Raw genomic sequence first — 26,914 nt, forward strand, 5'->3', positions numbered from 1 at the left:
TAAATGTATTTTTTAAGATTAACTGTGAGAATGACATCAAGTAGTCTCAAGCTCTTTTTTTGATTGATAATTTTTATGGAATAGAAAAGATCTACAGTCTTTGAACGTATTGAAGCGATAGTCCATTCTAAATTTAAGGAGTATGCTAAAACAGGAACCGCTGATAAGGCGTAAAGACTCTGCTTATTTTGCTTTGTAATTTTTGCAGATGTTCCACTTCGTGTTCTTCCCGATATATTTATTTTTATACCTCAATTGTACTGCCGACTCTTGTCTCACGCCGTTTATGATAAACTCTTTGTCGTTGAGTAAATACGATAACTTGCCAGTGCTTTTGGTTGCCAGTTTTTCTTTTACAATTTGGTTGCTGATTTCTTCAATGAGCTTTTCAACATTATTTACGTCAGCTGATTCTTTTATAGATTGTCCGGTAATGCCTGTGATCGTAAGTTGATTTTCCACCTGTTCTTTTTTCTTATTTTGTGCTATGCTGCTAGCGGAGATGAATAATATTAGGATAGCGGCAATTAGCGTTTTGGTTGTTTTCATAATTTTTAGTTTTTATACGGTTGGGATAGTTAGCGGTTCTTTGTGTGTGTGTTTCTCCCGCAGATCTTGCAGATCTTGCAGATTTTTTAATCTTTCAATCTTTTAATCTGTGGCGATTGTTAAACACATAGAAACATAGTTTTTCTGGCTGAAATTAAGGCGTTTCACTTTTAATAAAACACAAAGCTTAATGTGAGAGAAACGTAGTTTTTTTGATATACTTTTCACATCTCACAGTCTACATATCACCTTACTGATAGTTCAGACTCGCACATTCATCAAAACTGGTTTCAAAAATCTTAATCAGATTATCTCCATTATTGAGTATGAAAAAATGGTTTCCTTTGAGTACGTAGGAACTAAATCCCGAAGCAGTATGTTTTTTCCAGTTGTTGATTCGGTCTACGTATTTTTCTGAGTTCCCCATTATGGCTACTATCGGAGATTTTACGACCGTATTTTCAATAAAAAAATCTTGTTCTACTATTTTAAAATCGGCTCTAAGTATCGGTAATACAAAATCTAACAGCTCTTTGCTTTGCAGCAATTCATCAGATATCCCTCCCAATTCGGTGAGCATATTGACGAAATCATCCCGATCCAGATCAGATCGGTCGTTGTCGCTTGTGATTCCGGGTCCGGCGTTGCCGCTTACAATAAGACATTGGGGCGGAGTGTTGTTTTTCTCCAATAAATCGGTTACCCCCAAACCTAAAGAGGAACCTAAACTGTGCCCGTAAATGATAAATGGATTGCCATTAAGCTGCGCTGTTATTTGCGAAAAGATATCCTGAATGGCCTCCTTATAAGAAGTAAGTAATTTTTCTTTGATTCTTTTTCCTCTGCCTGGAAGCTCTACCGGTATCATTTCAAAATCGGTGTAAGCTGACTTCAGAAATTCAAAGGAGTATATGCTACCACCGGCAAAGTGCAGTAAGAATAGTTGCTTTTTTTTCATTTGGTTATTTGGTTTTGGTCAGAACCTTCTTTTAAAAAATCAAAAGAAGGTTTTTAGCTCCGTTAAGATGTCAGAAATTTACTTAAAATTAATTAATTACCAATTCTTTTTTTAACTCGTAATCGTATAACAATTCTTTTTCTCCAAATAAACGTTCCGCGACGATTCCTTTTTCGGCACAGTGGTTTATTAATCGGTTGGATTCAATAATGGCCAGCGATTCTTCGGTGTATTTGATACTGCTTATAAATTCCAGCCATGGCTCCATTCCCATTGCGTAGACATAAGCTTCTTTTGGATTAAAAATGTCTACCAACGATAACCCTCTATCACTATCACAGCCAGCCAAGCGTCTCGACTGATCGTCTTCTCTGTTAATCGGTTCTGTCATTAGGCAGCCGTAAAGCCAACTTAAAGGCGCGCCGGCACACTCCATTCCTAAAAACAAGACATCAACATCGCCTTTAACTCTGTGAATGTGTTCGTATAATCTCGGTTCCATTACTCTTGAATCGGCAACAAACAAAAAGCTCAGCTCGTTTATGGCCACATGGAAACATGATTTGGCTCTGATGTTAAGATCGCTATGTTCTCCTGTAAACGGAAGCCCGGTAATGGTACAATTTTCAAATTTTATCTCTTCCAGTTCGTCAATTTCGATGACGTTTTTAAATCCGATACTTTGAAACGCTAATTTGATACTAGGGTCCTGAAGTGCTCCGCTGGTGGTTACCGGTACGATCAGGTTTTTAATTTTATGTCTCAACGGCAGCAGGGTTTCCAATACGATATGATCCTGGTGATTGTGCGTAATCAATACATAATCAATTACGTCCGGAAGGTCAATATCTGAAAAATGCTCAACGGTAGATTCATATCCGTAATAACTAATCAAAGGGTCTACAAGGATACTCACATCTTTGGTTTCGATCAAAATACAGGCATGTCCCAGATAACGCATTCTGGCTTTGTCACCCGTATATTTTTGATAGGCAGGATGTTCTTTTTTAGTAAAGAAAGTTTTAAACAGCTCCATTTGCTCTTCCTTAACGCCCAGTTCTTCTGCAACGGCTTCTATAGATCCCGGATTTCTTTTCATTCTGCTTAACGTATCAATTCCTTTATGGTCAAACGGAATATCCAACTGTAATACATTTGGCTCTTCCAACTGCGGTGTGCTCAAACAAAAAGGGCGTTCGTCGTTTAGTGTTTCCCATAAGGAAATAGATTGCGACTGTTTGGAATAAAAAGGACTGTTGTATAATAAGGATTCGAAAAAACGATACGAAGGATGATTGTTTAAATCGTAAACCAATTCTACATATCCTTTTAATATTTCCGGAACTTCTTTGTACAAAGGCTCCAATGAAGCTCCTTTTGCTTTTGCTTTAAGAAGTTGGTCCAATTCTTTTATCGCGTCTGATAATTGTATGGCGTTGGCCTGTTTATTAAGAATTTCAGCTTTTAGTTCCTTTACTTCCTCTACTCTTCTGGTTTCATAATCCATAAAAGGGCCTCCCAGCATTTTCGGATTTTTTACGGCAGCCTCATGAATCGCAGGGGCCTGAATATAAGAATTCATAATTTTTAAATGTCTTTCAACAATATTCATTGCAGCTGTTGCAGGCGATATTAAGTGTGTCCATGCGTACCATTTATCTACCAGTGGTCCAATAATTACATTTGGTTTAAAGTAATATTTTTCAGTGTTTTCCATTATAAAAGTTAATTAGTTTTACGATTTTTAGTTGGTTTCTATGCTTGTTTTCTGAATGCTATTTTTGAAGATTTCAACATACTTGTCAAAATTTTTCTCGCTAAAGGCTTCCCAGTGTGTACCCGACAGGTAATGATGCGTTAATTCGCCAGTTGTATACTCTTTCCAATTGTGCATGTTACTTCTCAATTCGTTTTCACCCGATTCAAGGACATGTATCGCACTCGAAATTTTCCCCTGAAGGCTGTATTGGTTGTCAAGGAGCAAATTGTTTTTCAGAAAAGATAAAACACTCGCTTTCTGGTCTGTGCTCAAGCCTGTAATCTTCTGATATTCCTTAAGCAGCCAATCGGCCTGTGCATCAATATCTTCCTCGTTGTCCTGGAGTCCGATGATCGAAATCGGTCTGTCTACCAAAACTAATTCGATGGCATCGTACTGTTTTTCGAGTTCTTTGACTACTTCAAAGGCAATTGCGGCACCCATTGAATACCCCAGAATCACAAACGGCTGATTGCTCTGACGTTTTTTAATTTCTTCGCTGAAATAGCCGGCCATTTCTTCAATAGACTGGCAAAATTTTTCCTGAGGTTCCAATCCTTTGTATTGCAGTCCTATTGAGTTAAAATGGCTGCTTAGTGCTTTTGCCAAAGGATGATACAAAATCGAATTACCCAGAATTGGTGGTATAAAATAAATGGTGTTTGGATGATTGCCCACGTGTAAATCGATCAATGCAGACGCTGCTGTTTTTTTACCCTGAGCCAGTTCTCTGATGGTTGGCGCATTGTAAAGGTCTTTGATCGAAATTTCCAACCCTAGTTTTCTTCTTAACATAGACTGTAGCTTAATCGCTTTAAGGCTGTATCCGCCAATTTCAAAAAAGTTGTCCAGCACACTGATTTCCTTTTTTTCTAAAATGTCCTGCCAGATCTGAAGGATTGTGTTTTCGGTTTCGTTTTCCGGAGCAACAAGCGATCTGATAACATCCGTTTTGTGTATTTCTATGGCTAACAATTTGTTTCGGTCTACTTTTCTGCTTTTTGTGAGCGGAATTTCTTCTACAGGAATAAAATACGACGGGATCATGAAGTAAGGCAAAACACTTTTTAGTTTGGTTCTGATGTTTCTTACGTCAAAATGTTCGTCCGGAACCAGATACGCCACGACTTCTTTTTCTCCTAATTTGTTTGTCTTAGCCAGTACCGCAACCGAAGTTGTTATTTTTTGCTGAAGAAATGCATTTTCAATTTCGCCCAATTCAATTCGGTAACCTCTAATTTTTACCTGATCGTCGGCTCTGCCAAAAAACTGAATGTTACCATCCGGCAGCCAGCAGCATAAATCACCTGTCTTGTATAAAGTCTCCCCTTTTGCAAAAGGATTAGGAACAAAACGTTCTTTGGTGAGTGTTTCCTGATTGATGTATCCTCTCGAAACGCCTATTCCTCCGATAAACATTTCACCAACAACTCCTGTTTTTACTAATTGCGAAGCGCTGTCTAAAATGTAAATGGCTGTGTTCTCAATCGGACTTCCGATTGGCAGACGGTTCAGCTCTTTATCGTTCTCTTTGTCGTAGGCATAAATAGTCGAAGACACGGTGGTTTCGGTAGGCCCATAAGAGTTGTAGAAGTCAGTGTGAGCGGCCCATTTTCTGGCTAGGTTTATGGAACATTCTTCACCTCCAACCACAACTCTGTTTAAATGGTACTTATTAGGGATTACATTTTCCAGATACGTTGGTGTTACATCGATATGTGTAATTTCTTTTTGCATCAAAAGCTCTGCAAATTTTTCATTGTCCAACAGGTCTTCTTTATCACATAACACCAAAGTGGCTCCGCTTGCCAATGCCACAAAAATTTGTTCTACCGAAGCATCAAAGACATAATTGGAAAAAGCTAAAATCTTCTCTTCTTTCTGTATGTTATATCTTTTGATTAATGATTTTGCAAGATTGACCACTCCTTTATGTTCGATAAAAACTCCTTTTGGATTTCCAGTTGTTCCGGAGGTGTAAATACTGTATATTAAAGAGTTTGGCGTAAGATTGGCGTCGGTTTTCGCTGTACTTTCTTCGGCAATGCTGTCCCATTCTTTATCCATTACAATAGTTCTTGGAAAAGATTCCTGAGAAAAGTTTTCTAAAACAGCCTGTTTGGAAAGCAGGGCTTTGGCTGCTGTATCTTTTAAGATAAAATCAATTCTTTGCTGTGGATACCCCTCGTCTAAAGGAACGTAGGCTGCTCCGGCTTTTATGATCCCAAAAATTGAAATGAGCATTTCGACAGAACGATCAATTAATATCGCTACAAAATCTTCATTACCTATTCCTTGTTTTCTTAGATAATGTCCTAGCTGATTTGACTTTTGATCGAGTTCTGCATAACTAATGTTTAGACCATTATGGTACAATGCCGGATAATGAGGATTTAGCGCTACCTGCTCCGCAAACAATTCTAATACGGTTTGCTTGTTGTTTTCGGCTATTGATTTACCCTCGTTTTGAGTTAAATAGCTTTCTTTTTCCGAATTGGATAAGTGATCCAGTTCTTTTAAAGAGACTTCCGGATGCTCCACAAGGTGTTTGAAAACTTTTTTGTAAACCGACTCGATTTCAGACAGTTCAATTTTATTGATCAGTTCTCTGGTTTGGGCAAAATCAAATAAGGCTGCATTATTGGTATTGTTAACGGTAAAATCAAGATAGGTATTGGTCGCTCCTTTTCCGTTTAATACCAATTCCTGATTGCCTAAATTCGATGCTTTTTGCTCCTTCAGCTGTTCTTCTAAAGCATCATAAGAGTAAAAGTCGACATAATTGAAGATGATATCAAAGAATGGGTTGTTCGTACCTTTAATTTCATTGTTCACCGCAGCGATATTGGCCAAACTCATATCGGAAAAATTACTTACTTCAACAAGTTTTTGCTTTACTAACAACAGTAAATTTTCGCCGCTTATGGTTCTGTCCACTTCCAGTCTGAAAGGGATCGTATTTAGAAAACAGCCTAACATTTCATCGGAATCCGGCAGAGCGGGTCTGGTGTTTACGACTAAACCAATTGTGATATCATTGCCATAGGTGTATAGTTTTATGGTGTAAATTAAAGCGCTCAAAGCCAGCTCTTTTAATCGGATGCCATAGGCTGTTTTTAAAGCATCGATCTTTGATAACGTTTCTTTCTCAAAACCAAACAGTTTAAAATCTTCTACTTCTTTTTCGGTAAATAAGTTCACCCTGTTATAGTCGTTTAATTCATTCGACCAAAATGTGGTAATCTCTTCTTTTCGTTTGTCTTCGAGCTGATAAAGAATATAATCTTTGTGGCTCGATCTTAATTTAGCCGGTTTAAACGAAGGGGTATCGATTAGTTTAAGGTACACATTATTAATCTCGGTCAATAATAACGAATCGCTCCAGCCGTCTATAATCGCATGATGACATTGAGAAACAAAAACAATGGTGTCGTTGCCTATATTAAAAGCAGCCATTCTAAACAATGGTGCCTGGCTTACATCAAATGGGTTCAGCAGTTCTGACTGAAGGAAGTCTGCAATGACTTTTTCCTGTTCTTTTAAAGATCCCAAATGCGACAAATGCTGATAAAAAACAGGCAGTTCAACCTGTTTGTATACGATTTGAACTTCCTGATCGTAATCGTGTAAATTAAATGCCGTTCTAAGAATTTCATGCTTTTCGGTCATCAATTGCATCGCCTGTCTGAAAACCGTAATGTCAAAATCCTGAAATTGTCTGGAGTTAATCATTTGATCGTGATACACGCTTGCTCCTTCGTATTTCAACGACTCGTAGATCATTCCTTTCTGAATATCACTCATTGGGTAAACGTCTTCTACTCTATCAGCCTCACTTTCGTTTAAAGATTCTAAAACGCTGTTTCTGATCCAATCCATCGATTGTCTGGCCTGATCTTTTACTCCTGCAACTGCTGCTTTTTTTACGGCAATTGATGTTCTGTTATTTGTTATAAAATCCGATAACTGAGCAATGCAATCGTTAGTATAAACGTCGGAAATGGTAATTTCTAATTGCATTTCGTTGTAAATGCCATTGACAATCTTTAGTACTTTGATCGAGTCGCCTCCTAAATCAAAAAAGCGATCTTTTACGCCTATTTTCTTTTTGTCCAGAACGGTTTCCCAGATCTTTACTAAGGTTATCTCCTGTTCGGTTTGCGGCGCTACATATTCTTCTCCGATTCTGCTTTCGGCATCTCCAATTTCGAGTAAAGCCTTAGTATCTATTTTTCCATTTGGTGTTTGTGGAAATGCAGCAACTGTAACAAAATGAGCCGGTACAGCATAAGCCGGTACTATATTTTTTAAATAGTTTTTGAGATCTGAAAGGTTTAAGGTTTCATCGGCTAACAAATAAGCGTACAGTTCGTTATCACCTGCTTTATTTTCTTTTGTTAAAATAACTGCAGCTTCTACAAACTGGTACTGTTCAACAGCATATTGTATTTCGCCCAATTCGATACGATATCCTCTTACTTTTACCTGATTGTCTTTTCGACCTAAAAATTCGATCTCTCCGGCTGAATTCCATCTGCCCAAATCGCCTGTTTTATACATCAAACCAGCTGGGTTAAATGGGTCTTTTACAAATTTTTGCTGAGTCAGTTCAGGATTGTTTAAATATCCTTTGGTAACTCCATTCCCTCCAATGTGTAATTCGCCAATAACACCAAGCGGTACCAGTTCTTCTTTTTCATTTAAAATATAAATATGGGTGTTGGCAATTGGTTTTCCGATCGTCGCTGTTACCGGTTTTCCTTCTTCATATTTGTGAACGCTACTCCAAACCGAGCATTCCGTTGGACCGTACTCGTTAAACAAATCGCAACCCGATTTTCCTATAGGGCTGTTAAAATGCTCTTCGATCAAACTTATCGGGCAGGTTTCACCGGCTACGGTAACTTGCTCTAAAGAAGCTTCTTTGTCTGACAAGGCTTTCAATAACAATTTATAGTAAGAAGGAACCGTCAATAAATGGCTTACTTTTTCGGTTGCGATAAGGTCGGCGATGAAATTTACATTGGCAATGTCCGAAGTACTCGTGATACACAATGTACCTCCGGTGGTCAATGTGCTGAAGATTCCCGCTACTGAACTGTCAAACGCGACAGAGGACAGTAATAAGAAGCTTTTTATTGGCGAATAGGTGTTGCTTCTTGGGGCCAACGAATGCTGCAAGTTACCGTGTGTTACCATAACTCCTTTTGGATTTCCTGTAGAACCCGAAGTGTAAATGATGTAAGCCAAATGCTCCGGTAAAACAGTTGTTTCAGGAGTCGTTACCGGATTGGTCAAGCTGTCCAGCTGTACATCCATTGCAAATATTCCCCCCTCATAATAGGACAGGTCAAATAAATAATCGGATTGGGTGAGCAATACTTTTACATTGGTGTCTTTGAGGATGTACTCTTTTCGGGAAACCGGGTAATCAGGATCTATAGGCACGTAAGCGGCTCCTGCTTTTAATATTGCTAAAATTCCAATAAATACAGATTCGGAACGATCGAGCATAATTCCAACAAAATCATTTGACTTCAGTTGATATTCTTCCAGTAAAAAATGGGCCAGCTGATTGGAACGCTCATTCAGTTCAAGGTAACTTAATTGTTTTCCTTCAAAAGATATTGCTGTGGCTTCCGGATTTTTTTCTGTCTGCTCTTTTATCATTTCTACAACGGTCTTCGATTGGTCATAGCTAAAAGTTTCTGCATTAAATTGAAGCAAATGCTGTTGTTCTTCTTTTAATAACCATTTTAATTCCAGTATCGGCTGGTTAGTATTTTCTAATACTGCTGTTAATAACTGTTCCAGATGATTTCCGAATTGTTCTATTCTTTGGGAATCAAATACATCGCTGTTGTAAATAATGCTGGTGGCTAAGCCCTGAGGTGCTTCTGTAAAGTTAAAAACCAAATCGAATACACTCGAATCCGGTAATTTTCCCTGATATTCGTTTACCGATAAATTCTCCATCCCTTTGGAACCAGATCCTTGTTGGTTTTGAACAATAACCTGCACATCAAACAACGGATTACGGCTCATATCCCTCGGAATATTTAAAGACGAAACGAGGTCATCAAAAGGATACAACTGGTGTTCGTGTGCTCCGAGAACCACTTTTTTTACATTGGATACGATGTCATTAAAACTGTCTTCTTTCGAAAAATTCGTTCTTAGGGCTAAAGTGTTCACGTAAAAACCAATTTGATTTTCTAAATCGGCGTGGTCTCTGCCCGCAATAGGACTTCCAATTACAATATCTTCCTGATGGGTGTAGTGGTAAAATAAAACATTAACGGCACTTAACAATCCCATAAATAAGGTGGCTTCCTGTGTTTTCAGAAGTTCCTTAAATTTGTTTGTCAGCGTTTCAGAAATTAAGGTATGGTGTACTCCCCCATTGTATGTTTTTATAAACGGACGCTGTTTTCCTCCTGATAAATCTAAAGTAGGTAAATCGCCTTTAAACTGTTCGAGCCAATAGGCTTTATGCAGTTCCAATCTGAAACCACTAAGCTCTGTAAGCTGCCAGGACGAATAGTCTTTGTATTGAATCGGCAACTCACTTAATTCTGACGGAACCCCGGTTACAAGGCTGTTGTAGAGCTGTAACAACTCCTTTACAATTATTTCGATCGACCAGGCATCGCTAATGATGTGGTGGATTACAGTGCTAAATACCCAACGCTTTTCGGATTGTTTGTAGATACTGGCTTTTAACAATGTCCCTGCAGACAAATCAAAAGGAGCCGACAAGTCTTCGAACAGATGCTTTTCGAGTACCGATTCGTCTGTGTTGCTCAGGTCTATATTTTTAATCGTAAAAAAGGTGTCTTCGGGTGCGATGACATACTGCAGTACTTCTTTTTGATCGTTTTCTTTAAAACTGGTACGTAAAATTTCATGACGTTCGATTAACTGCAAAAACGCAGTTTCTAAAGCATTTATATCGAGTTCTCCTTCAAAAACATAAGCTCCCGACATGTTGTAAGCAATATTGGCCTCCTGCTGCTGACTCAAGATCCACAAACGACGCTGCATCACCGAAAGCGGGTACCCATTTTGTTTCTCCAATACCGGAATTTCTTTATAATCCACCTGTTGTTCTTTGGCGATCAGCTCGTATTGCCCCGCTAAACTGGTGTGGATAAACAGGTCTTTTAGCTGAAGTTTTACACGGAATTCTTTATGGATTTTACTAATGAGTTTGGAAGCTTTTAAACTGTGTCCACCCAAATCGAAGAAATTGTCTTCCATGCTGATGTGTGAGATTCCTAAAACCTCTTCCCACAATCCGGCTAATGCTTTTTCAAGCGGAGTTGAAGGATAGGTGTAGGTGATCTCCTCATCTGAAATCGTTACCTCAGAGGATTGTATTTGAGAAGGTGCTGCTTTTCTGCTCACTTTCAATGGAAGAAAACCAATTTCTTCAGCAGGATTCTGAACCACTGCCGCCAAAGTGTTTTCTAAATCTTTTAGAAAATCCAAAGCTGTTGCTCCGGTAAAAATATCGGTGTTGTATTCTAATTCAACCGTTAATGCTCCTGCTTTTTCTATAAAGGTGAAGGTTAAATCGTATTTACTCACTCCTCCGTTCAGCAAATCATTATACGACAACGCTGCATTCTCCTCTTCGTTCTGATATTCATTCTGAATGTCAATCATCACATCAAATAACGCACTACGACTAAGGTCTCTCTTCAGGTTCAGATGATTCACTAATTCATCAAAAGGATAATTCTGATTTTCAATTGCGTTTAATGTTATGCTTTTATTTTTCTGAAAAATCTCTTCAAAAGAATTCGCTGGTCCAAACTGTGTTCTAAGTGCCAGCGTGTTGACATAAAACCCAATCTGGTCGGCCATATCTTTGTGTGTTCTGCCCGATACCGGACTTCCTACGATAAAATCCTCCTGTGCGGTATATTTATGCAATAGTACATTTATCAAACTGAGACAACCTGTAAACAAAGTTCCCTCTCCTTCTTTACAAAAGGATTTTAATTTTTGGTATAAAGCAGCCGGTATATCCTGTTGGATGACATTTCCGTTATAACTCATAATCGCTGGACGCGGGTGGTCTCCAAAATGAGAAAGAACAGGCAGCTCGCCTTCAAGATTTGTCAGCCAGTAATTTTTTTCTTTATTAAAAACCTCAGCTGCTAATTGTTTTTGCTGCCATACAGCATAGTCTTTGTACTGAATTTGTAAAGGGGTGCTCAAAGCTGTTTCGCCCTTTCTTCTGGCGTCATAGTTTTTAAGCAGTTCCTTAATCATGATCCCAATAGACCAGCCATCGCTGATAATATGGTGCATGTTGTAGGCAAACACAAATTTGGTGTCGGTAATTTTTATAAGAACTCCTTTGAATAACGGCCCTTTTTCAAGATCAAAAATGGTGTTGTTTACCCCAATCAGTATTTCATTTAGTTTATCCTCATCACTATCGACGTCGATTTGCTGAAAAGGGAATTCAAAATCTTCGGGAGCGATTACAAACTGTCGGACTTCTTCCTCTTCTACTGCCTTGAAAACGGTTCTTAAAACCTCGTGACGATGAATCAAATCACGAATAGCCAACATAAAAGCAACAGCATCCAATGCTTCATCAATAACCTGAATCCCGGGAATATTATAAGAGAAATTTGCTTTATCAATCTGGCTTAGTACCCACAGCCTGAGCTGAGAAGAAGATAACGGGTAATGTTCACTTTTGGGCGCAGCGGGAATAGAATTGTTTTCATGATCCTGATCTTTCGCATATTTATTAACCAGCTCAATTAATTCTTCCTTTTTTGATTTAATTTCATTTAGTAGTGCTTCATTTAAAACGCCTTTTGGAGCTTTAACATCAAGATTATTGTTGATTACTTTTACGGTAACTTTAAGTTTTTTCAGCTTTGTAAATAATTCGTAGCCCATAATTATGTTTTTTGGTTTAAACTAATTTGTATTGCGTATGATTGATATTTGGTTAGGTGTGGATTGAATTTTATTAATCTGTATTGGGGTGTGTTTTTCTCTCGCAGATTGTGCAGATCTGGCAGATTTTTCTTTTTGTGACGATTGTTAAACACATAGAAACATAGTTTTTCTGTATTGAGCTAATGCGTTTCACATTTCACATTTTCACATTTCCTCATTATCTCATTATCTCATTATCTCATTATCTCATTATCTCATTCCCAGCGACTTAATTGATTATACTATTTTTATCAAATAATGCCTTGATATCCTTCATGATATTGATATGGTGGTGCGACATGGCTTCTTCTAAATAGGGAAGGTTAATTTTTCCTATGCCGTGCTCTCCTGATATTGTGCCTCCCAGTTCCAGCGCTTTTAAGAAAATGGCTTTCACCCAAATCGCCAGCTGATCTTCCCACTCTTTTTTACTGGTTTGTTTGTCTTGAAAAATATTTACATGAAAATTTCCATTGCCTACATGTCCAAAAACGGTGTATTCGAAATCATACTTTTTTGCAATCCCGGCAATTGAGCGGTACATTTCATCAATTTTAGAACGGGGTACCACAATGTCTATGTCTCTAAAAAACACGTGATGTATGACGGCTTCTCCCACTTTAGAGCGCATTTCCCATAACGCTTTCACGCCATTTTGGGTATCTGCCATACTGATTTCTTCCTGGGTATAGTCCGCGATAAATTCGCTAATCTGAATGGCTTGTTCCATTAGTTTATCGGAAGCGGTTCCTTCCAGTTCGATCCATAAAAGACCTTTAGTAGTCTCGTGATTCCATTGTTTTTTATCGAGAAATTCCGAAGCCAGCTTTACTCCGGTCTGGTCAATAAATTCGATACTTGAAGCCTCATATCCTTTTGCAAAAAATTGCTGCACGCATTCAAACAGCTTTTCTATTTTAGAAAAAGGAATCATCAAAAGCAGTTCTTTTGCAGGAGGGACTAATTTTAAGACTACTTTGGTAATGATACCCAGCGTTCCTTCGCTTCCGGTAAACAGTTGGGTCAGGTTATAACCGGTTGCGTTTTTAGTTACATTTTTTCCTGTCCAAATAATGGTTCCGTCGGGCAAAACAATTTCAAGATTGATTACGTAATCTTTAGTCGTGCCGTATTTCAATGATTTTGGGCTGCCACTAGATACGGCTATATTACCGCCAATAAAACAGGCATTGGCACTGCTGATGTTTTGCGGAAAATTCAAACCTTCGTTTAATACCGCAGTACGTAAATCCTGAGTGATGACTCCTGACTCTGCTGTAACAGTCCTGTCTATTTTATTGATTTCGATAATTTTATTTAAACGTTCCAGCGAAAGTATCAGACCATTCGTTTCAGACAATGCACCTCTGCTGACTCCTGTACCACCGCCTCTCACGGTGATACTGGTCTTTGTTTCATTACAGATTTTAAGGATTTTTGAAATCTCTTTTTCGTCTTTCGGAAGGATTACTGCCGAAGGTATTTTCTCTTCATCAGAAGTACAGTCTCTGGAATAATTGTATAATCGTTCAGCATTGGTGAGTACATACTCACGTCCCACTATCTGAATTATAGCATTTATAATATCTGTCTGGCAACCTGTCATCGGGATTATATTTTATTTGAAAGCGTTAATTCTTCTTCCATTGCTTCAAACAGCGCATAGATGTTGTCTAAGCCAAATCCCTGATAATCATTAACTCTTTGTACAATTTCATAAAAAAATGTAGCTCTGTCGCCTATCGGAGTGGTGAAGATCTGGAAGAGTAAGGCTCCTTCCAAAACATCACATAAGATTCCGTGCTTTTTTAATGGTTCTACATCCAATTCAGGATATTTTGCTGCTAGTTTTTCGTAGTAAGAATCCGGGTATCTGGTAAATTTCACACCAGACTCTCTCAGTGCTTTCACCGATTTAATGATGTTGTTGGATTCAAAAGCGATATGCTGTATCCCTGTTCCGTAGTTTTGATCGATAAACAATTGTACCTGGTTTTTTACCCCATGTTCCGGTTCAACCAAAACGTTATTGATGCTTTTGTTACCCGATTGTAGCACTTTCAATAACATCCCGATTTTCTTTTCGCCTTTCACTTTTCTTTCGTCAAATTCGACTACCGTTTTCGAAAGGAAGATGTTGTTAAAATACTTTTCCCAAAGATTGATTTCATTAAGTCTTAAAGCACAGGCCACATGGTCAATTTTTTGCAAGCCGGTATCTTCTCCTTCAAAATTCCATTCGCTCTGTACGTTTTTATATCCCGGAAGAAAATCTCCGTTGTAATTGTCATAGTTGACCAATACGATTTCGTTGTCATCAAACATTTTTAAAGACGCCTGTTCTACAAAACCATTTTCATCCGATGTTAAATGCGGATGCTCTACCGGTATCGCTCCGTTTTTCATAGCTCTTGCAAAAAAGTCCTTCACATTATCAACGTTTATGGCCATTCGCTTGATACCGTTTCCATGAAGGTCAACAAACGAAACTATTTTGTAAGAGCTGGGCTGTGATGCAGAAGTGATCACCAGTTTGATATCATTTTTAACGATATAGTACGAACATCTGTCTAAAACACCCGTTTCCGGCCCCGCATAAGCGATAACTTCAAAACCTAATGCTTTCACGTGCCAGAATACGACCATCTTGGCCATACCTACGTAATACTCGACAAAATCATACTCCATATTAAAAAAATCAGATACGATAATTTCATTGTTGTTTTCCATTTTTATAGTTTTTTATTGGTTAGTTACTTTTGATTTGATGAACTCAGACAATCTTTCAATTCCGTTTTTTATCTCTTCCCGGGTGACATTACTAAAAGCCAGTCGCAATTCGTTTTCGCCTCCCTGGTTCATGTAGAAAAAAGACATGGGGGTAAAAATGACTTTATTCGTTTCTGCACAGGCAATAACGTCTTGTTTTGTTACTCTGAAAGGCACTTTAAGGATCAGGAAGAAACCTCCGGCTGGCAGATTCCAACTGATATTTTCGGCCCAAAAATGGGTTTCCTTATTGAAAAAATGACTCAGACTTTCTAAAAGCTGGTTCCTTTTTTCTTTCATCCCGGCCCTCTTTTCTGTATTTAAAGTTTCAAGCGAAAATGCATTTTTCAATAACAAACCGCCAAACATGGCCTGCATGATCGATGGGGTGTTTACGGTGACATATCCTTTTGTTTTGGCCATTAAATCGCTTAGGGCTATACTTTTTTCGTTTACTTTCACTTTTTGTGTGACCACCATTAAACACAGGCGTAAGGAAGGATATATGGTTTTGGAAAGCGATCGCAAATAGATCACACTGTTGTTTTGATCCAATGATTTTAAGGTGGGCATTTTAGCATTTTCATAATAAAAATCGCCATAGGCATTGTCTTCGAAAAGCACAAAATCATACACACGGGCCAACTCTAAAAGACGATGTCTGTTGGTTAAAGACATGCTGTTTCCTGTAGGGTTCTGAAAATCGGGGATGACATAGACAATTTTTACTTTTTTGCCTTTTTCCTGATAGTCCAGTATTTTTTCTTCGATTGCCTGTATGGAGGATTCATCGGATATAACAGGAATGGTATCAATCGCATAATCATTGATTTTAGCAAAATGTGTTACCCCGATATAAGCCGGATCTTCGACCAAAATCACATCATTTTCGCGGTTGCATAAAGTCGTGATTCCAATGGCGATTGCTTCTTGTGCGCCTACCGTTATGAGGATATCTTCTGGGTTTGCTTTTATGGCTTCATCAACTGATAAATATTTTGCTACTTCTTCATTGATGATGCCTTTAGTTCGGTTGTACTGCCCCAAATTTTCTAACACTATATTTTCGGAAAGACCTTTTTCCCGGCATTGTTTTTTACAAAATGATCCAGGCATTCAGAGAATTGATCGATCTTGAAATAGTTAGCGTCTGGCCTTCCCGAAGCAAACGAAATGGCGTCAGGGTATTGCAGCTGAACTTCGTTCAGAAATCCCATCACATCTTCGCCCATAGCAAACAACAATGGATTTACCACATCAAACGACGGTTGTGAAATCATTTTTTCAATCATCTCTGAATTTTTTAAAAGGTTATTGGTTTTTATTTTTAGAAAAAAAGGGCTGTATTAAATGTTGAATTTTTCGTACTCCACTTCGTCAAGCTCCTCCGTTTGTGTTATTATTTTTTCGATCTCAACCGCAAAAGAGGTTATGGTAAGATTGTGCAATAAGGTCAAAGCTGTAGGCGTTACCCCAAACTGTTTGTAAATCTCGTTTTTCATTTTTGCCAGCTTTAAACTGCTTCCTCCCAGAAAAAAGAAATTATCGTTGACGCTTATTTCTTCAAGTTTTAACAGCGCTTTCCAGATCTCGGTAAGCTTGCTTTCTGTTTCATTTCTGGCAGCTACAAAAGTTCTTTGCACAGTTGTTTTATCATTTTTAAGCAGACGTAATTTTTTGGTATCTGCTTTACCGTTTACCGTTACCGGAATTTCCTTTATGCGAATAAAGTTTTCAGGAATCATGTAGTCGGGTAAATCGTTTTTCAGGAATTCTCTTAAGGCTGTAAAGTCTATTTCTTCATCACTTTTAAGGTATCCGGTAAGTTCTTTCTCTCCGTTTTCAGCTGCGTTCAATAACACTATTGCTTCTTTTACTGCCGGATGCTGCTCTATTGTATTTTCGATTTCTTTCAAATCAATACGATAGCCTCTTATTTTGATCTGACTGCTTTTTCGGCCTAGGTATTTCAAGGTTCCGTCTGGCAGCCATTTTACTAAATCGCCTGTTTTGTAGAGTAAAGCCCCCATTTCAGGATCGATAGTATTCGGAACAAACGCTGCTTCTGAAAGCAATTTATCTTTAAAATACCCCGATGCAAGTCCGCTTCCTGCGATGTAAAGCTCTCCAACAGCACCTTCGGGCATTAGCCTTTTTTCTTCCGACAAAACATACAATGCCGTTTTGTCTATAGGTCTTCCAATGTTTACAAGATCGTCCTGTTGCAGAAATTGTACACTTGAAATGATTGCGGTTTCTGTTGGCCCATAAAGATTCCAGATTCCTGTACCGCTTAGCTGTACCAGTTTGTTTTTCAGCTGTTGCTCCAAATCTTCTCCTGCGGCCAGCACAACAAGCTTTTCTGTGTTTTTCCAGCCTGTATCCAAAAGCATTTTCCATCTTGTAGGTGTGGTAAGCATATGACTTACTGTATTTTTTTTCAGAAAATCATTCAGCTGGTAAATGTCATTTGACTCCTGTTCGTTGGTCAGTACAACCTGTCCTCCAACGGTTAACGGCAGAAAAATTTCCAATAGTGAAATGTCAAAGATCAAAGGAGTTACCGCCACAAACTTTGTTGTAGCCTCTAAGGCCAGCTTTTGAACTAATGAAACCATTACATTACTAAATGAGCCGTGATGGATCATTACGCCTTTTGGCTCTCCTGTTGATCCGGAAGTAAAAATGACATAAGCCAGATCATTCGGATTTAGGGTTACAGTTTCGAAACTATTCTCTGAGGTATCAGGAATTTTATTAATATCGATTTTCTCTATTTCCGCAGAAAAAAGATGCAGGTTCTCTTTTTGAGCCACCACCAATTCAGGGTTTACTTTGGCTATAATTCGGGTAATTCTTTGTTTTGGATAAGTGGAATCAATGGGTAAAAAAGCTGCTCCGGCCATCATAATCCCCAAAATACCTACTAACTGATCGGCAGAACGGTTGATGCACAATGGAATGATCGTGCCTTTGCCCGCTCCTTTTGATTGTAAATGTCGGGCCAGATTTTCTGCTTTTTGATACAACGCTTCATAAGATAGTGAAGTCGTGCTATCGGAAACGGCAGTCTTAGTAGGATGCAAAAGATATTGTTCTTTAAAAAGCGCTGCTACCGACTGCTCTGTATTTTTATTTTGCCCCTCGTTTTGGGCTTCATTCCCCTCTTTTTTTAGCGCATTAAAAGAATCTTTTAATTTCGTAATTCGCGGCAATCCCTCAAGCGCACTGGTTTTATCAATACCAAAATCGATCAAACATGCGATCTCATCAACTCCTGCTTGTACCGCTTTATGGAGTATTGGAAAACTGCTTTCTACAGTCCCGATAAGGCTGCTTTCTTTAAAATATTTGGTAACCGAAAAATCTAACAATTCTTCAACGGATTGATCCGTTATGCTTTTAAGTACAGGATCATTTCCGCTTTCTAAAACATCTTTGCCACTCATTTCAAGAGACTTTAGCAAATATTTTTTCATAGAAGGTCTTGCTTTTTCCTGTGCTTCTTCTACCGTTTCATCCAGGTAAGTGTGTAACATGAGTACCACTCTGTCGCCACCTTTTTTATGATTGTGCTGTTGGTAGGCCTTTCGGTATACCGCAATTTTTTCTTCTAAATCTGCAAATCCGCTATTCAACAATCCGGTTAAAATTCCGGCTCCTATTTCACCTGCTTTTTGATAGGTTTCTACATTTGCTGTACAGGCAATCCAAACAGGAAGATCTTTACGCACGGGCTTTGGCAATATTTTAAAAGATTTTTCGATAGCGTCAATTCCTTTAAAATTTACCGAATTCCCTTTCCAAAGCGAACGAACATCTTCTATGGTTTGGATTAAAACCTTTTTTCGGTCTTTAAAATTTTCAGGATAAAAAACAAAGTCATTCGCGTTCCATCCCGAGGCAAAACAAATACCTGCTCTTCCTCCCGAAATATTATCAACTACCGACCATTCTTCCGCTATTCGGATAGGATGGTGAAGTCCTGCCACTACGCTTCCTGACCGGATACCTACATTTTTAGTTCTTGCTGCTAATGCCGCCCCTAAAACACTCGGATTCGGAAAAGGTCCGCCAAAATCATTAAAATGACGTTCGGGTGTCCAAATCGCGCTATAACCATTCAGATCTGCGTAAGCCGCTCCTACCATTAGTATTTCGTACTGGTTTTCTTCGGTTCCGGTATTTCCAAAATAATAAAGTCCGAAATCTAACGTTCCGTGACTATCATCAGCTGATTCCTCTGCCAAAACAGTACCTGATTCATTTCTGCTCCATGCGGTAATTTTTTTATGTTCAACAGGATCGATACTTTCCAGAACGCTTATCGCAACACTATCGTCGGTGATGGTTTTCGTCATTAAATACTCCAAATGATCGGCCAGACGTTTGATGGTTTCTTCGCGATAGATTCGGGAGTTGTATTCGATTTCATAAAAAAGGTTTCCTTCTTTTGATTCCGCAAAATTAAAAGTAAGATCATAGGCGGAGTAGCCTTCCTTAAGCTCAGCAAATTCAGCCACTTTTAATCCCCCCGGAAGAAAATCATGTTCTAAAGAATGGGAGTCAAAGTTTTGCAGGACCACAAATACATCAAATATGGTGTTTCTGCCCGGATCTCTTTCTACCTGAAGCTGATTTACGATTTCTTCAAAAGGATATTCTCTGTTTTCGTAGGCGTTGAAGGCATTGGTATTCACAATATTGAACAGTTCCTTAAACGTATGGTGGCCCTCAAAACGGGTTCGCAACGCTATTGTATCGGCATAAAAACCGATCTGTTCCTCTAGTTCAGAAAAATCTCTGCCGTAAACCGGAAATCCAAGAATAATGTCTTTCTGTTCGCTAAACTTGTAAAACAACAAATTAAACAAAGTCATCAATCCGGTAAACAAGGTTCCGCCTTCGTTTCGGCAATAGGCCTTAAACGGTTTTACCGATTCGACATTGATTAAACGTCTTAGCATCCCCACTTCTGAGTTTCTGACTGCGGGTCTCGCATAGTCTTCCGGCAACTGAAGTAAAGGCAATTCACCGCCCAGCTGGTTGATCCAATAGGCTTTTTCTTTGCTTAAATCGATCGTCTCAAAACGCTTGCTTTTCCATACCGCCACATCTTTATATTGAATTCTGAGCGCCGGTAAGAAATCCTCGGTCTGCAATACTTCGGCTTTATAAAAAAAGAATAAATCCCGCATCAGTATGTTAAACGACCTGCTATCGCAAATAATATGGTGGATGATGATGTAAAACAACCATTTATCGTTCTCTAAACGAATTAAGTAAAACTTGAATAAAGGGCCGATTTGTAACTCAAAAGGGATTCCCCTTTCCTCTTTCATGAACTTGACTAATCTTTCTTCGGAGGTGTCCTGACCTCTGAAATCAATGTGACTGATTTTAAAATTTAGTTCTTCGGTGCTTTTAATCCATTGGCATATTTCACCACTTTCATTTTCGGCAAAAACAGTTCTAAGACTTTCGTGTCTGGAAATCAATTTCTGGCTGGCTTTCTCAAGTGCCGCTCTGTCCAATTCTCCTTCAAACTGAAAACTTTTAGACATGTTGTAGGCATAGTTGTCGCCCCAGTTGTGACTTACAATCCATGATCTTGTCTGCGAAGGCGTCAGTGGATAATACTTAAGATCCGCTGGTGCCAAAGGTATGCTTGCTTCCGTTTTGTTTTCCTGCTGCTGTTGTTGTTTTAAATAGTCAACAATTTCAGCTTTACGCACTTTTATTTGCTGTAAAACGGCCTCTGAAATTTCTTCAGCTGTATACGAAATGGCCAGATTATCATCAGCTAATTGAACGCTAATATTTTCTTCTGCTAGATAATTCAGGAACTGTAGTGTATTCATAATCAATTCGATTTAAATAAATAGAGTAAGGTGTCCTAAGATTTTTTTTTGACTCAGAACGACGGGGCTAAAGGGTTAAAAAGGTACTTTTATGCGATGTTTGGCTAAATGGTAATCGTTTTTACTTCCTGATATTGTTTGCTGGCAATAGCTTCGATGGTTTCGGTTAGTTCTCTTACGGAGCTGTGTTCCATAAAATCCATCAGCGATAATTCGACCTGCAGTTCGTTTTTAATTTTGTTCAGGATTAACATTCCTTTGAGGGAATCGCAACCAATTTCGAAAAGGTCTTTGTCCGGATCTACTTTATCTTCTCCCAGAAATTCAACAAATACAGAATGCACAATTTCTGAGGTGGTTTCCTTTTTCTTCTGTGGGACATTCACTTTCAGAGCAACTTCGATTTTTTCCTCTTTCTGATTAAAAAAAGTAAAATTTTCGGATGTTAAGTTTACCACGTGCGGATAGTCGTTTTTCTCAAATTCATAAACCGGCAGGGATGTTTTTGCGGGATGATTGTCATGATAGGTTTTTTCCCAATCGATATTTTCTCCCGACAGCCATAGGTTTTTTAATGTATTTTTTAAGATGTCATCAGCAGTAACGGTTTGATCCGTTGGTGCTAAAGAAATCGAGATACGGCTTTTTTCTTCAAAATTTTCAGTTGGAAGGGTCTCTAAAAACTGCGCCAGCTTTGTACTGGCACTCATTTCCAAAACAACGGATGAGTTGTACTGCAGAATATCCGTAAAAGATAACGGTGCGTTAATTTCTATGTTTCTGTCCTTTACCCAATATTTTACAGGAGTCAAAGTTCCTTCTTTTATAACGATGTCTTTGGCTGCCTGTACAAAAGCAATCTGAGCGGGCTGTTGGCTTAATTCGTTTTCATCGTACAACATCATCTCGATTACTTCTTTGAGTTGCAATATTCCGGAAACACAGGCGGCAGTATATTCGCCTGTTCCAACACCTGCGGTATACTGAATGCGTATCCCGTATTCTTTCCATAGGTTGGCTAAAGTATAACCGGACAACAATACAAATACTTTGGCAAGGGTTTTATCTGTTGATTTGCCCGTAGCCGCTGTTTCCTTCATCCACTTTTTAAGATCATACGCACCCAATTCCAGTGGTGCTATATTTTGGTCCATTTTACTTCTAAAGCCGCTATTTTCCTGATATAGATCACTATAAAACCGAATATCACTGTCGTTGATATGAGGAAAGAATACCACTATCGTTTTCTTCTTTTCGTCGGTTTTGTTTGTCTTTTCTTCATTGACTAAAAGAGCAACCTGTCTTGCTAATTCCTCTTTATTTTTGGCGCTTATTGCCGCTCTGTAAGCGAATTGTTTTTTTCCTGTCTGCAGTGTATAAGCTACTTCCTCCAGCGCAATATCTTTTTCATTTTTTAGAAATTGCTTAAATTTCAAAAGGTAGTTTTGAAGTGAATTCTTTGATTTGGCCGAAAAAAGGAAGAGCTGGGAGGTTTCTTCTACAGTACTTTTATTTTTATGCGGAGCTTCTTCCAAAACCAGATGGACGTTTGTTCCTCCTATTCCAAAGGAACTTACTCCTGCGCGAAGAGGCGCATTATTTACCGACTCCCATTTGTGAAGCTCTTTTTTGACATAAAAAGGACCTTCGTTAAAATTGATTTTCGGATTTGGATCGTTGTAATTTATGGTTCCCGGTATCTGGCGGTATTTTAAGCTAAGGGCTGTTTTTATCAAACCTACCACTCCTGCTGCTGTATCGGTATGTCCAATATTGTTTTTTACCGAACCCAGCAAACAGTTCTGTTCTGTATTGTTTTCAAAAGCCATATTAAGTGCTTCCACTTCAATCGGGTCGCCTAAGGTGGTACCTGTTCCGTGTGCTTCTACATAACTCACGCTATCAGGAGATATTCCGGCCATTTTATGCGCCAGTCTGATACATTCCATTTCTCCCTCCACACTTGGCGCTGTATAGCCTACTTTTCGGTTTCCGTCGTTATTGGCCGCGCTTCCTTTGATTACAGCATAAATATGGTCCTTATCTTCTATGGCCTTTTCCAGCTGTTTCAGCACGACAATCCCAACGCCTTCGCTGCCTATGGTTCCGCTGGCCTCTTTATCAAATGCTCTGCAATGTCCGTCTTTTGAATAAATAAATCCTTCTTTGTATTCGTAACCTGAGCGGGGTTCCAGCATTAAAGAAACTCCTCCGGCCAACGCTATTTTCGCTTCTCCGAACAGCAGTCCGCGGCAAGCCAAATGAACGGCAGAAAGTGAAGTCGAACAAGCCGTATTAATAGAAAATGAAGGGCCTTGTAAATTTAACTTGTGAGAGGTTAAAGTGGGTAAATGGTCTTTGTTTGTAATAAAATCAAGTGTCAGATTATCTAATTTACTGCTATCGCTATTCAGAGCAACATGTGCTTTCCACGGAGTGTCATCACCACCGCCCACATAAATACTTATAGCCGATTCAGACAAACATCCCGCATCTTCGAGAGCTTCCCAAGCCGATTGCAAAAACAAACGGTGTACCGGACTCATTAATGCTGCCTCATAAGGTGTAAATCCGAAAAAGGCGGCATCAAAACTTCCTTTGTTCGCTATTTCTGCCAGAACCGGAATGTGTAAATTCGTGTCGGTTTCCTTTTTAATATAGCCTCTCTCGAGAAGTTCTTCTTCTGATAAGGTGTAAACAGACTCTTGTCCTTTCGAAATATTGTTCCAAAACGTTCTCCAGTCATTTGCTCCAGGCACGTGACATGACATTCCTATTATTGCAATTTCTAAACCTGTATTATCGTTTGCTGCCATTTGAATTTACTTTATTGAGATACTCCCTTAATTTATTTGCTGTTTCTTTTTTAAAATTGACATCGTCTGCTGTACGATGTCAACAGATTTCAAATTTTTCTCGTCTGCTTCTTCAAGAACCGGTTCTATATCCTGTGTGATATGATTGACAAGTGCTTCGATAGTACTAAACTTAAAGGCATTGAGTACTTTTAAGTTGATATCCAGTTCTTTGTTAACCATTCGTACCATTTTCATGAGAGAAATCGAATTGCCTCCTACTTCAAAAAAAGGATCTTGTATGCCGATATTTTCATTACAGAGGATGGTTTTCCAGACGTTCAGTATTTTTGCTTCCAACTCGGTTTTAGGCAAAGTATATTGTTCGCTTTTAGCCGTTTGCCTGCCTAAAGTCAATAAAGCTTTGGTATTTGTTTTTCCGTTGATCAGAGTTGGAAATTCTTCCACCCACACTATTTTTGAAGGAATCATGTATGCAGGCAGTTTTTGCTGCAGCTGATTTCTCAATTCTCTTTGGTCCAGTTTTTCAGGCCCCGTGTAAAAAGCGACTATTCTTTTTTGATCTTCTCTTTGGTTATCCGCTAAAACGATCGCCTTTTTAATTTTTTGCTGTTCCTGAAATACGGCTTCGATTTCACCAAGTTCTATGCGGTATCCGTTCAATTTAATCTGACTGTCTTTTCGGCCTATAAATTCCAGAACTCCATTAAAATGCCAGCGGGCTAAATCGCCTGTTTTATACAATTTTTTTCTTGAGAAAAAATCTATCCTGAAAACTTCTCTTCCGCCACCTTCATGGTTTAAATATCCCTCTGCTACCTGTTCGCCGGCAATACAAATTTCTCCGGGAACTCCTATGGGCACCAGATTATTTGCCGAATCCAGCAGGTATATTTTAGAACCTTTGTTAGGGGTTCCTATCAGCTGTGGATTGTAACGTTTTTGTTGATGCAAATAAGTTTGTCCCGTTACAAAAATGGTTCCCTCAGTAGGGCCGTACAACACATGAATAGAAGCATTACGAAATACCTTTGACAAATCTTCCAGCGTTTGGTTGGAAGAAGCTTCTCCTCCCATAAATACCTTTGTGATATGTGAAAAGCGATCTGCAATGTCGAAATCAATAATATAATCGAGCAGCTGTCTCATTAAAACCGGTACCGCATGAAATGCATTGATCTTTTCGATTTCCTGGTTCAAAAACGCAAGATCCTGTATGGTCTCTGTACTTAATACTGTGATGGTACCGCCTATTGTTAAAGGATAAAAAACTTCAAAGAAAAAAATATCAAAGGAGTTTGAGGCTAAAACAGGAAAATGTGCTGTGGCAGCTGTTCCAAATTTTTTTCGGCAATTGGCCAAAAGCACACTGAAATTCTGATGTGTCACCATAACCCCTTTTGGCTTTCCGGTTGACCCTGAGGTATAGATGGTGTAAGCAATTTGGGAAGGCTTAATTTCTCTGTTTAGGGCAGCGTCATTCTGAGTAGAGTTTTCAAATTCTTTGATGTTATTTTCATTCACTACCAGTACACACTGACTGCTTTCGGTTATGATTTTTTTTCTTTCTTCTGGAAAATGAGTATCAATCGGAACATAAACAGCGCCTAGTTTAAAAATGGCTAAAATGGTTACGATTAGCATTTCTGACCGCTCTAACTCAACCGCAACAAAATCATGCTCTTTAATTCCATAACTATCAATAAGATAATGTCCAAGTTTGTTGCTTTTTTCGTCTAATTCCTGATAACTAAGGGATTCTGTGTTGTACTTTACCGCCGTTTTATTTGGATTTTTTAAGACCTGCTTAGAGAAATAACTGATGATAGTATGGCTCGCCGAAATATCAAAAGTCTCTCTGTTGAAATCAAAAAATAAGCGGTTTCTTTCTTCTCCTGCTACCAAATCAATTTCAGAAAATAAACTATCCGGATTTTCGAGAACCTGAGTATAGAGGTGCTCAAAACATTTTTTTAAGTTTTCTATAAATTCAGGACTGTATTTTTGTGCATTGTACGTAAACCTCAGCAAAGTATCAATACCCGGAACTATAGCCAGTGAAAAATTATAATTGGTCTTTTCAAATGCTTCTACGGCTACTACTTTTAAGGCATCCTGAGCCGAATTAATTAACTCTTCCTCTAAATATTCCTGTGCCGGATAATTTTCGTAAACCACCAAAGTATCAAATAACTGCTGTCCCAAATTACTCTTTGACTGTATCTCTGCCAGTTGAATATAATGATTTGGAATACTCTCTATGGCTTCTTTTTGAGTAGCGATCAGGATATTTCTTAGGGTTGCCGCCGCATCAAATTTTATCCGTACCGGAATTGTATTGATAAAAAGCCCCAGCATTTCCTCTATTCGGTCTACTTCTGAAGGTCGACCTGAAACGACACTCCCAAAAACAACATCCTCGGTATCATTGTATTTTGCCAGCAGCATTCCCCAAATGGTCTGAAAAAAAATATTTTCGGTAATCCCTAATTTTTGGCAGAGTGCTGTAACCGCCTCTTTATTTTTTCGGGACAGGGTATGAATTGTTTTAACTTCTGTTTCCTCCTCCTTTTGATTTTCGGGGTTAAAAAACGGTATTCCGGTGTTGGTTTCAAATCCCGAAAGATAGTCCTCCCAATAGGCTGCTATGCTTTTTTTATCGAGCTGCATCAGCCACTTGCTGTAGGCCGAATTGCTTGGCGCTGGCGATAATTGAACGGCATGACCAGCCAATAAACATTTGTAAACGTAAAAAAAATCTTTTATCAATATCCCGGCACTCCAGCCGTCTAAAATAATGTGATGGTAACTCCAGATAAACTCAAAAACATCCTCCTGCAGTTTAATAACGGTAAGCCTTATTTGTGAGCCTTTGTTTAGGTTAAATCCTTTTTCGCGATCTGATTTTTTGAAATTTTCAAGCGAAAAATTTTTATTGGCACTCTCATCCTGGTAATTAAAGCCAGAAGGAACACTTTCAAGTACTACTTGTAAAATATCATTTACTGTTGTATTGTTAAAACAAGTTCTTAGTGCATCATGTCTCGACACCAAAAAATCAAATGTTTGATGTAATAACTCAACCTCAACTTTCCCGTAGATGTGGTAGCAGGACTGTTCAAAATACTCCTTGTCTGAGATTTGCCAGCGAAAAAAAATTCCCTCCTGTAAAGGGTTTAGTGCATATATTTCTTTTATTTTCATAGATTAATTACGGTTCGATTTTAAGGGGCTT

Annotated in this window: 11 protein-coding genes; all 11 read right to left on the reverse strand. The window is 38.7% G+C overall.

Annotated features, from left to right (window positions below; all coding sequences use genetic code 11):
* Positions 1–183: 183 nt before the first annotated feature.
* Complete coding sequence (locus OLM61_RS20755; protein ID WP_264524489.1) at positions 184–549, reverse strand: hypothetical protein; 366 nt, start codon at positions 547–549, stop codon at positions 184–186.
* Between the two features lie 250 nt (positions 550–799).
* Positions 800–1,507 carry a thioesterase II family protein gene (locus tag OLM61_RS20760; protein ID WP_264524490.1) on the reverse strand — a complete coding sequence of 236 codons (708 nt, stop codon included), beginning with the start codon at positions 1,505–1,507 and terminating at the stop codon, positions 800–802.
* An 88-nt stretch (positions 1,508–1,595) separates the two neighbouring features.
* On the reverse strand, positions 1,596–3,224 hold the full coding sequence (locus OLM61_RS20765) for an MBL fold metallo-hydrolase (RefSeq protein ID WP_264524491.1): 1,629 nt from the start codon (positions 3,222–3,224) through the stop codon (positions 1,596–1,598).
* Between the two features lie 27 nt (positions 3,225–3,251).
* Positions 3,252–12,191, reverse strand: a complete 8,940-nt coding sequence (locus tag OLM61_RS20770) for a non-ribosomal peptide synthetase (protein WP_264524492.1) — start codon at positions 12,189–12,191, stop codon at positions 3,252–3,254.
* A 271-nt stretch (positions 12,192–12,462) separates the two neighbouring features.
* Positions 12,463–13,839, reverse strand: coding sequence for an FAD-binding oxidoreductase (locus OLM61_RS20775; RefSeq protein WP_264524493.1), 1,377 nt, complete (start codon positions 13,837–13,839; stop codon positions 12,463–12,465).
* A 5-nt stretch (positions 13,840–13,844) separates the two neighbouring features.
* Positions 13,845–14,963 (reverse strand): VOC family protein, encoded by a 1,119-nt coding sequence (locus OLM61_RS20780; protein WP_264524494.1) that lies wholly within the window; start codon positions 14,961–14,963, stop codon positions 13,845–13,847.
* A gap of 12 nt (positions 14,964–14,975) precedes the next feature.
* Entirely contained in the window at positions 14,976–16,061 is a 1,086-nt protein-coding gene (locus OLM61_RS20785; protein ID WP_264524495.1) for a PLP-dependent aminotransferase family protein, read from the reverse strand.
* On the reverse strand, positions 16,061–16,294 hold the full coding sequence (locus OLM61_RS20790; protein ID WP_264524496.1) for a hypothetical protein: 234 nt from the start codon (positions 16,292–16,294) through the stop codon (positions 16,061–16,063). The genes OLM61_RS20785 and OLM61_RS20790 overlap by 1 nt, the downstream gene beginning before the upstream one ends.
* A gap of 54 nt (positions 16,295–16,348) precedes the next feature.
* Positions 16,349–20,863 (reverse strand): MupA/Atu3671 family FMN-dependent luciferase-like monooxygenase, encoded by a 4,515-nt coding sequence (locus OLM61_RS20795; protein WP_264524497.1) that lies wholly within the window; start codon positions 20,861–20,863, stop codon positions 16,349–16,351.
* Positions 20,864–20,967: 104 nt separating this feature from the next.
* On the reverse strand, positions 20,968–23,679 hold the full coding sequence (locus OLM61_RS20800; protein WP_264524498.1) for a beta-ketoacyl synthase N-terminal-like domain-containing protein: 2,712 nt from the start codon (positions 23,677–23,679) through the stop codon (positions 20,968–20,970).
* A gap of 27 nt (positions 23,680–23,706) precedes the next feature.
* Positions 23,707–26,883: a non-ribosomal peptide synthetase gene (locus OLM61_RS20805; protein WP_264524499.1), complete on the reverse strand. Its 3,177-nt coding sequence runs from the start codon at positions 26,881–26,883 to the stop codon at positions 23,707–23,709.
* Positions 26,884–26,914 lie beyond the last annotated feature (31 nt).

Origin of the sequence: Flavobacterium sp. N502536, from assembly GCF_025947345.1 — a bacterium.
Lineage (GTDB): Bacteria > Bacteroidota > Bacteroidia > Flavobacteriales > Flavobacteriaceae > Flavobacterium.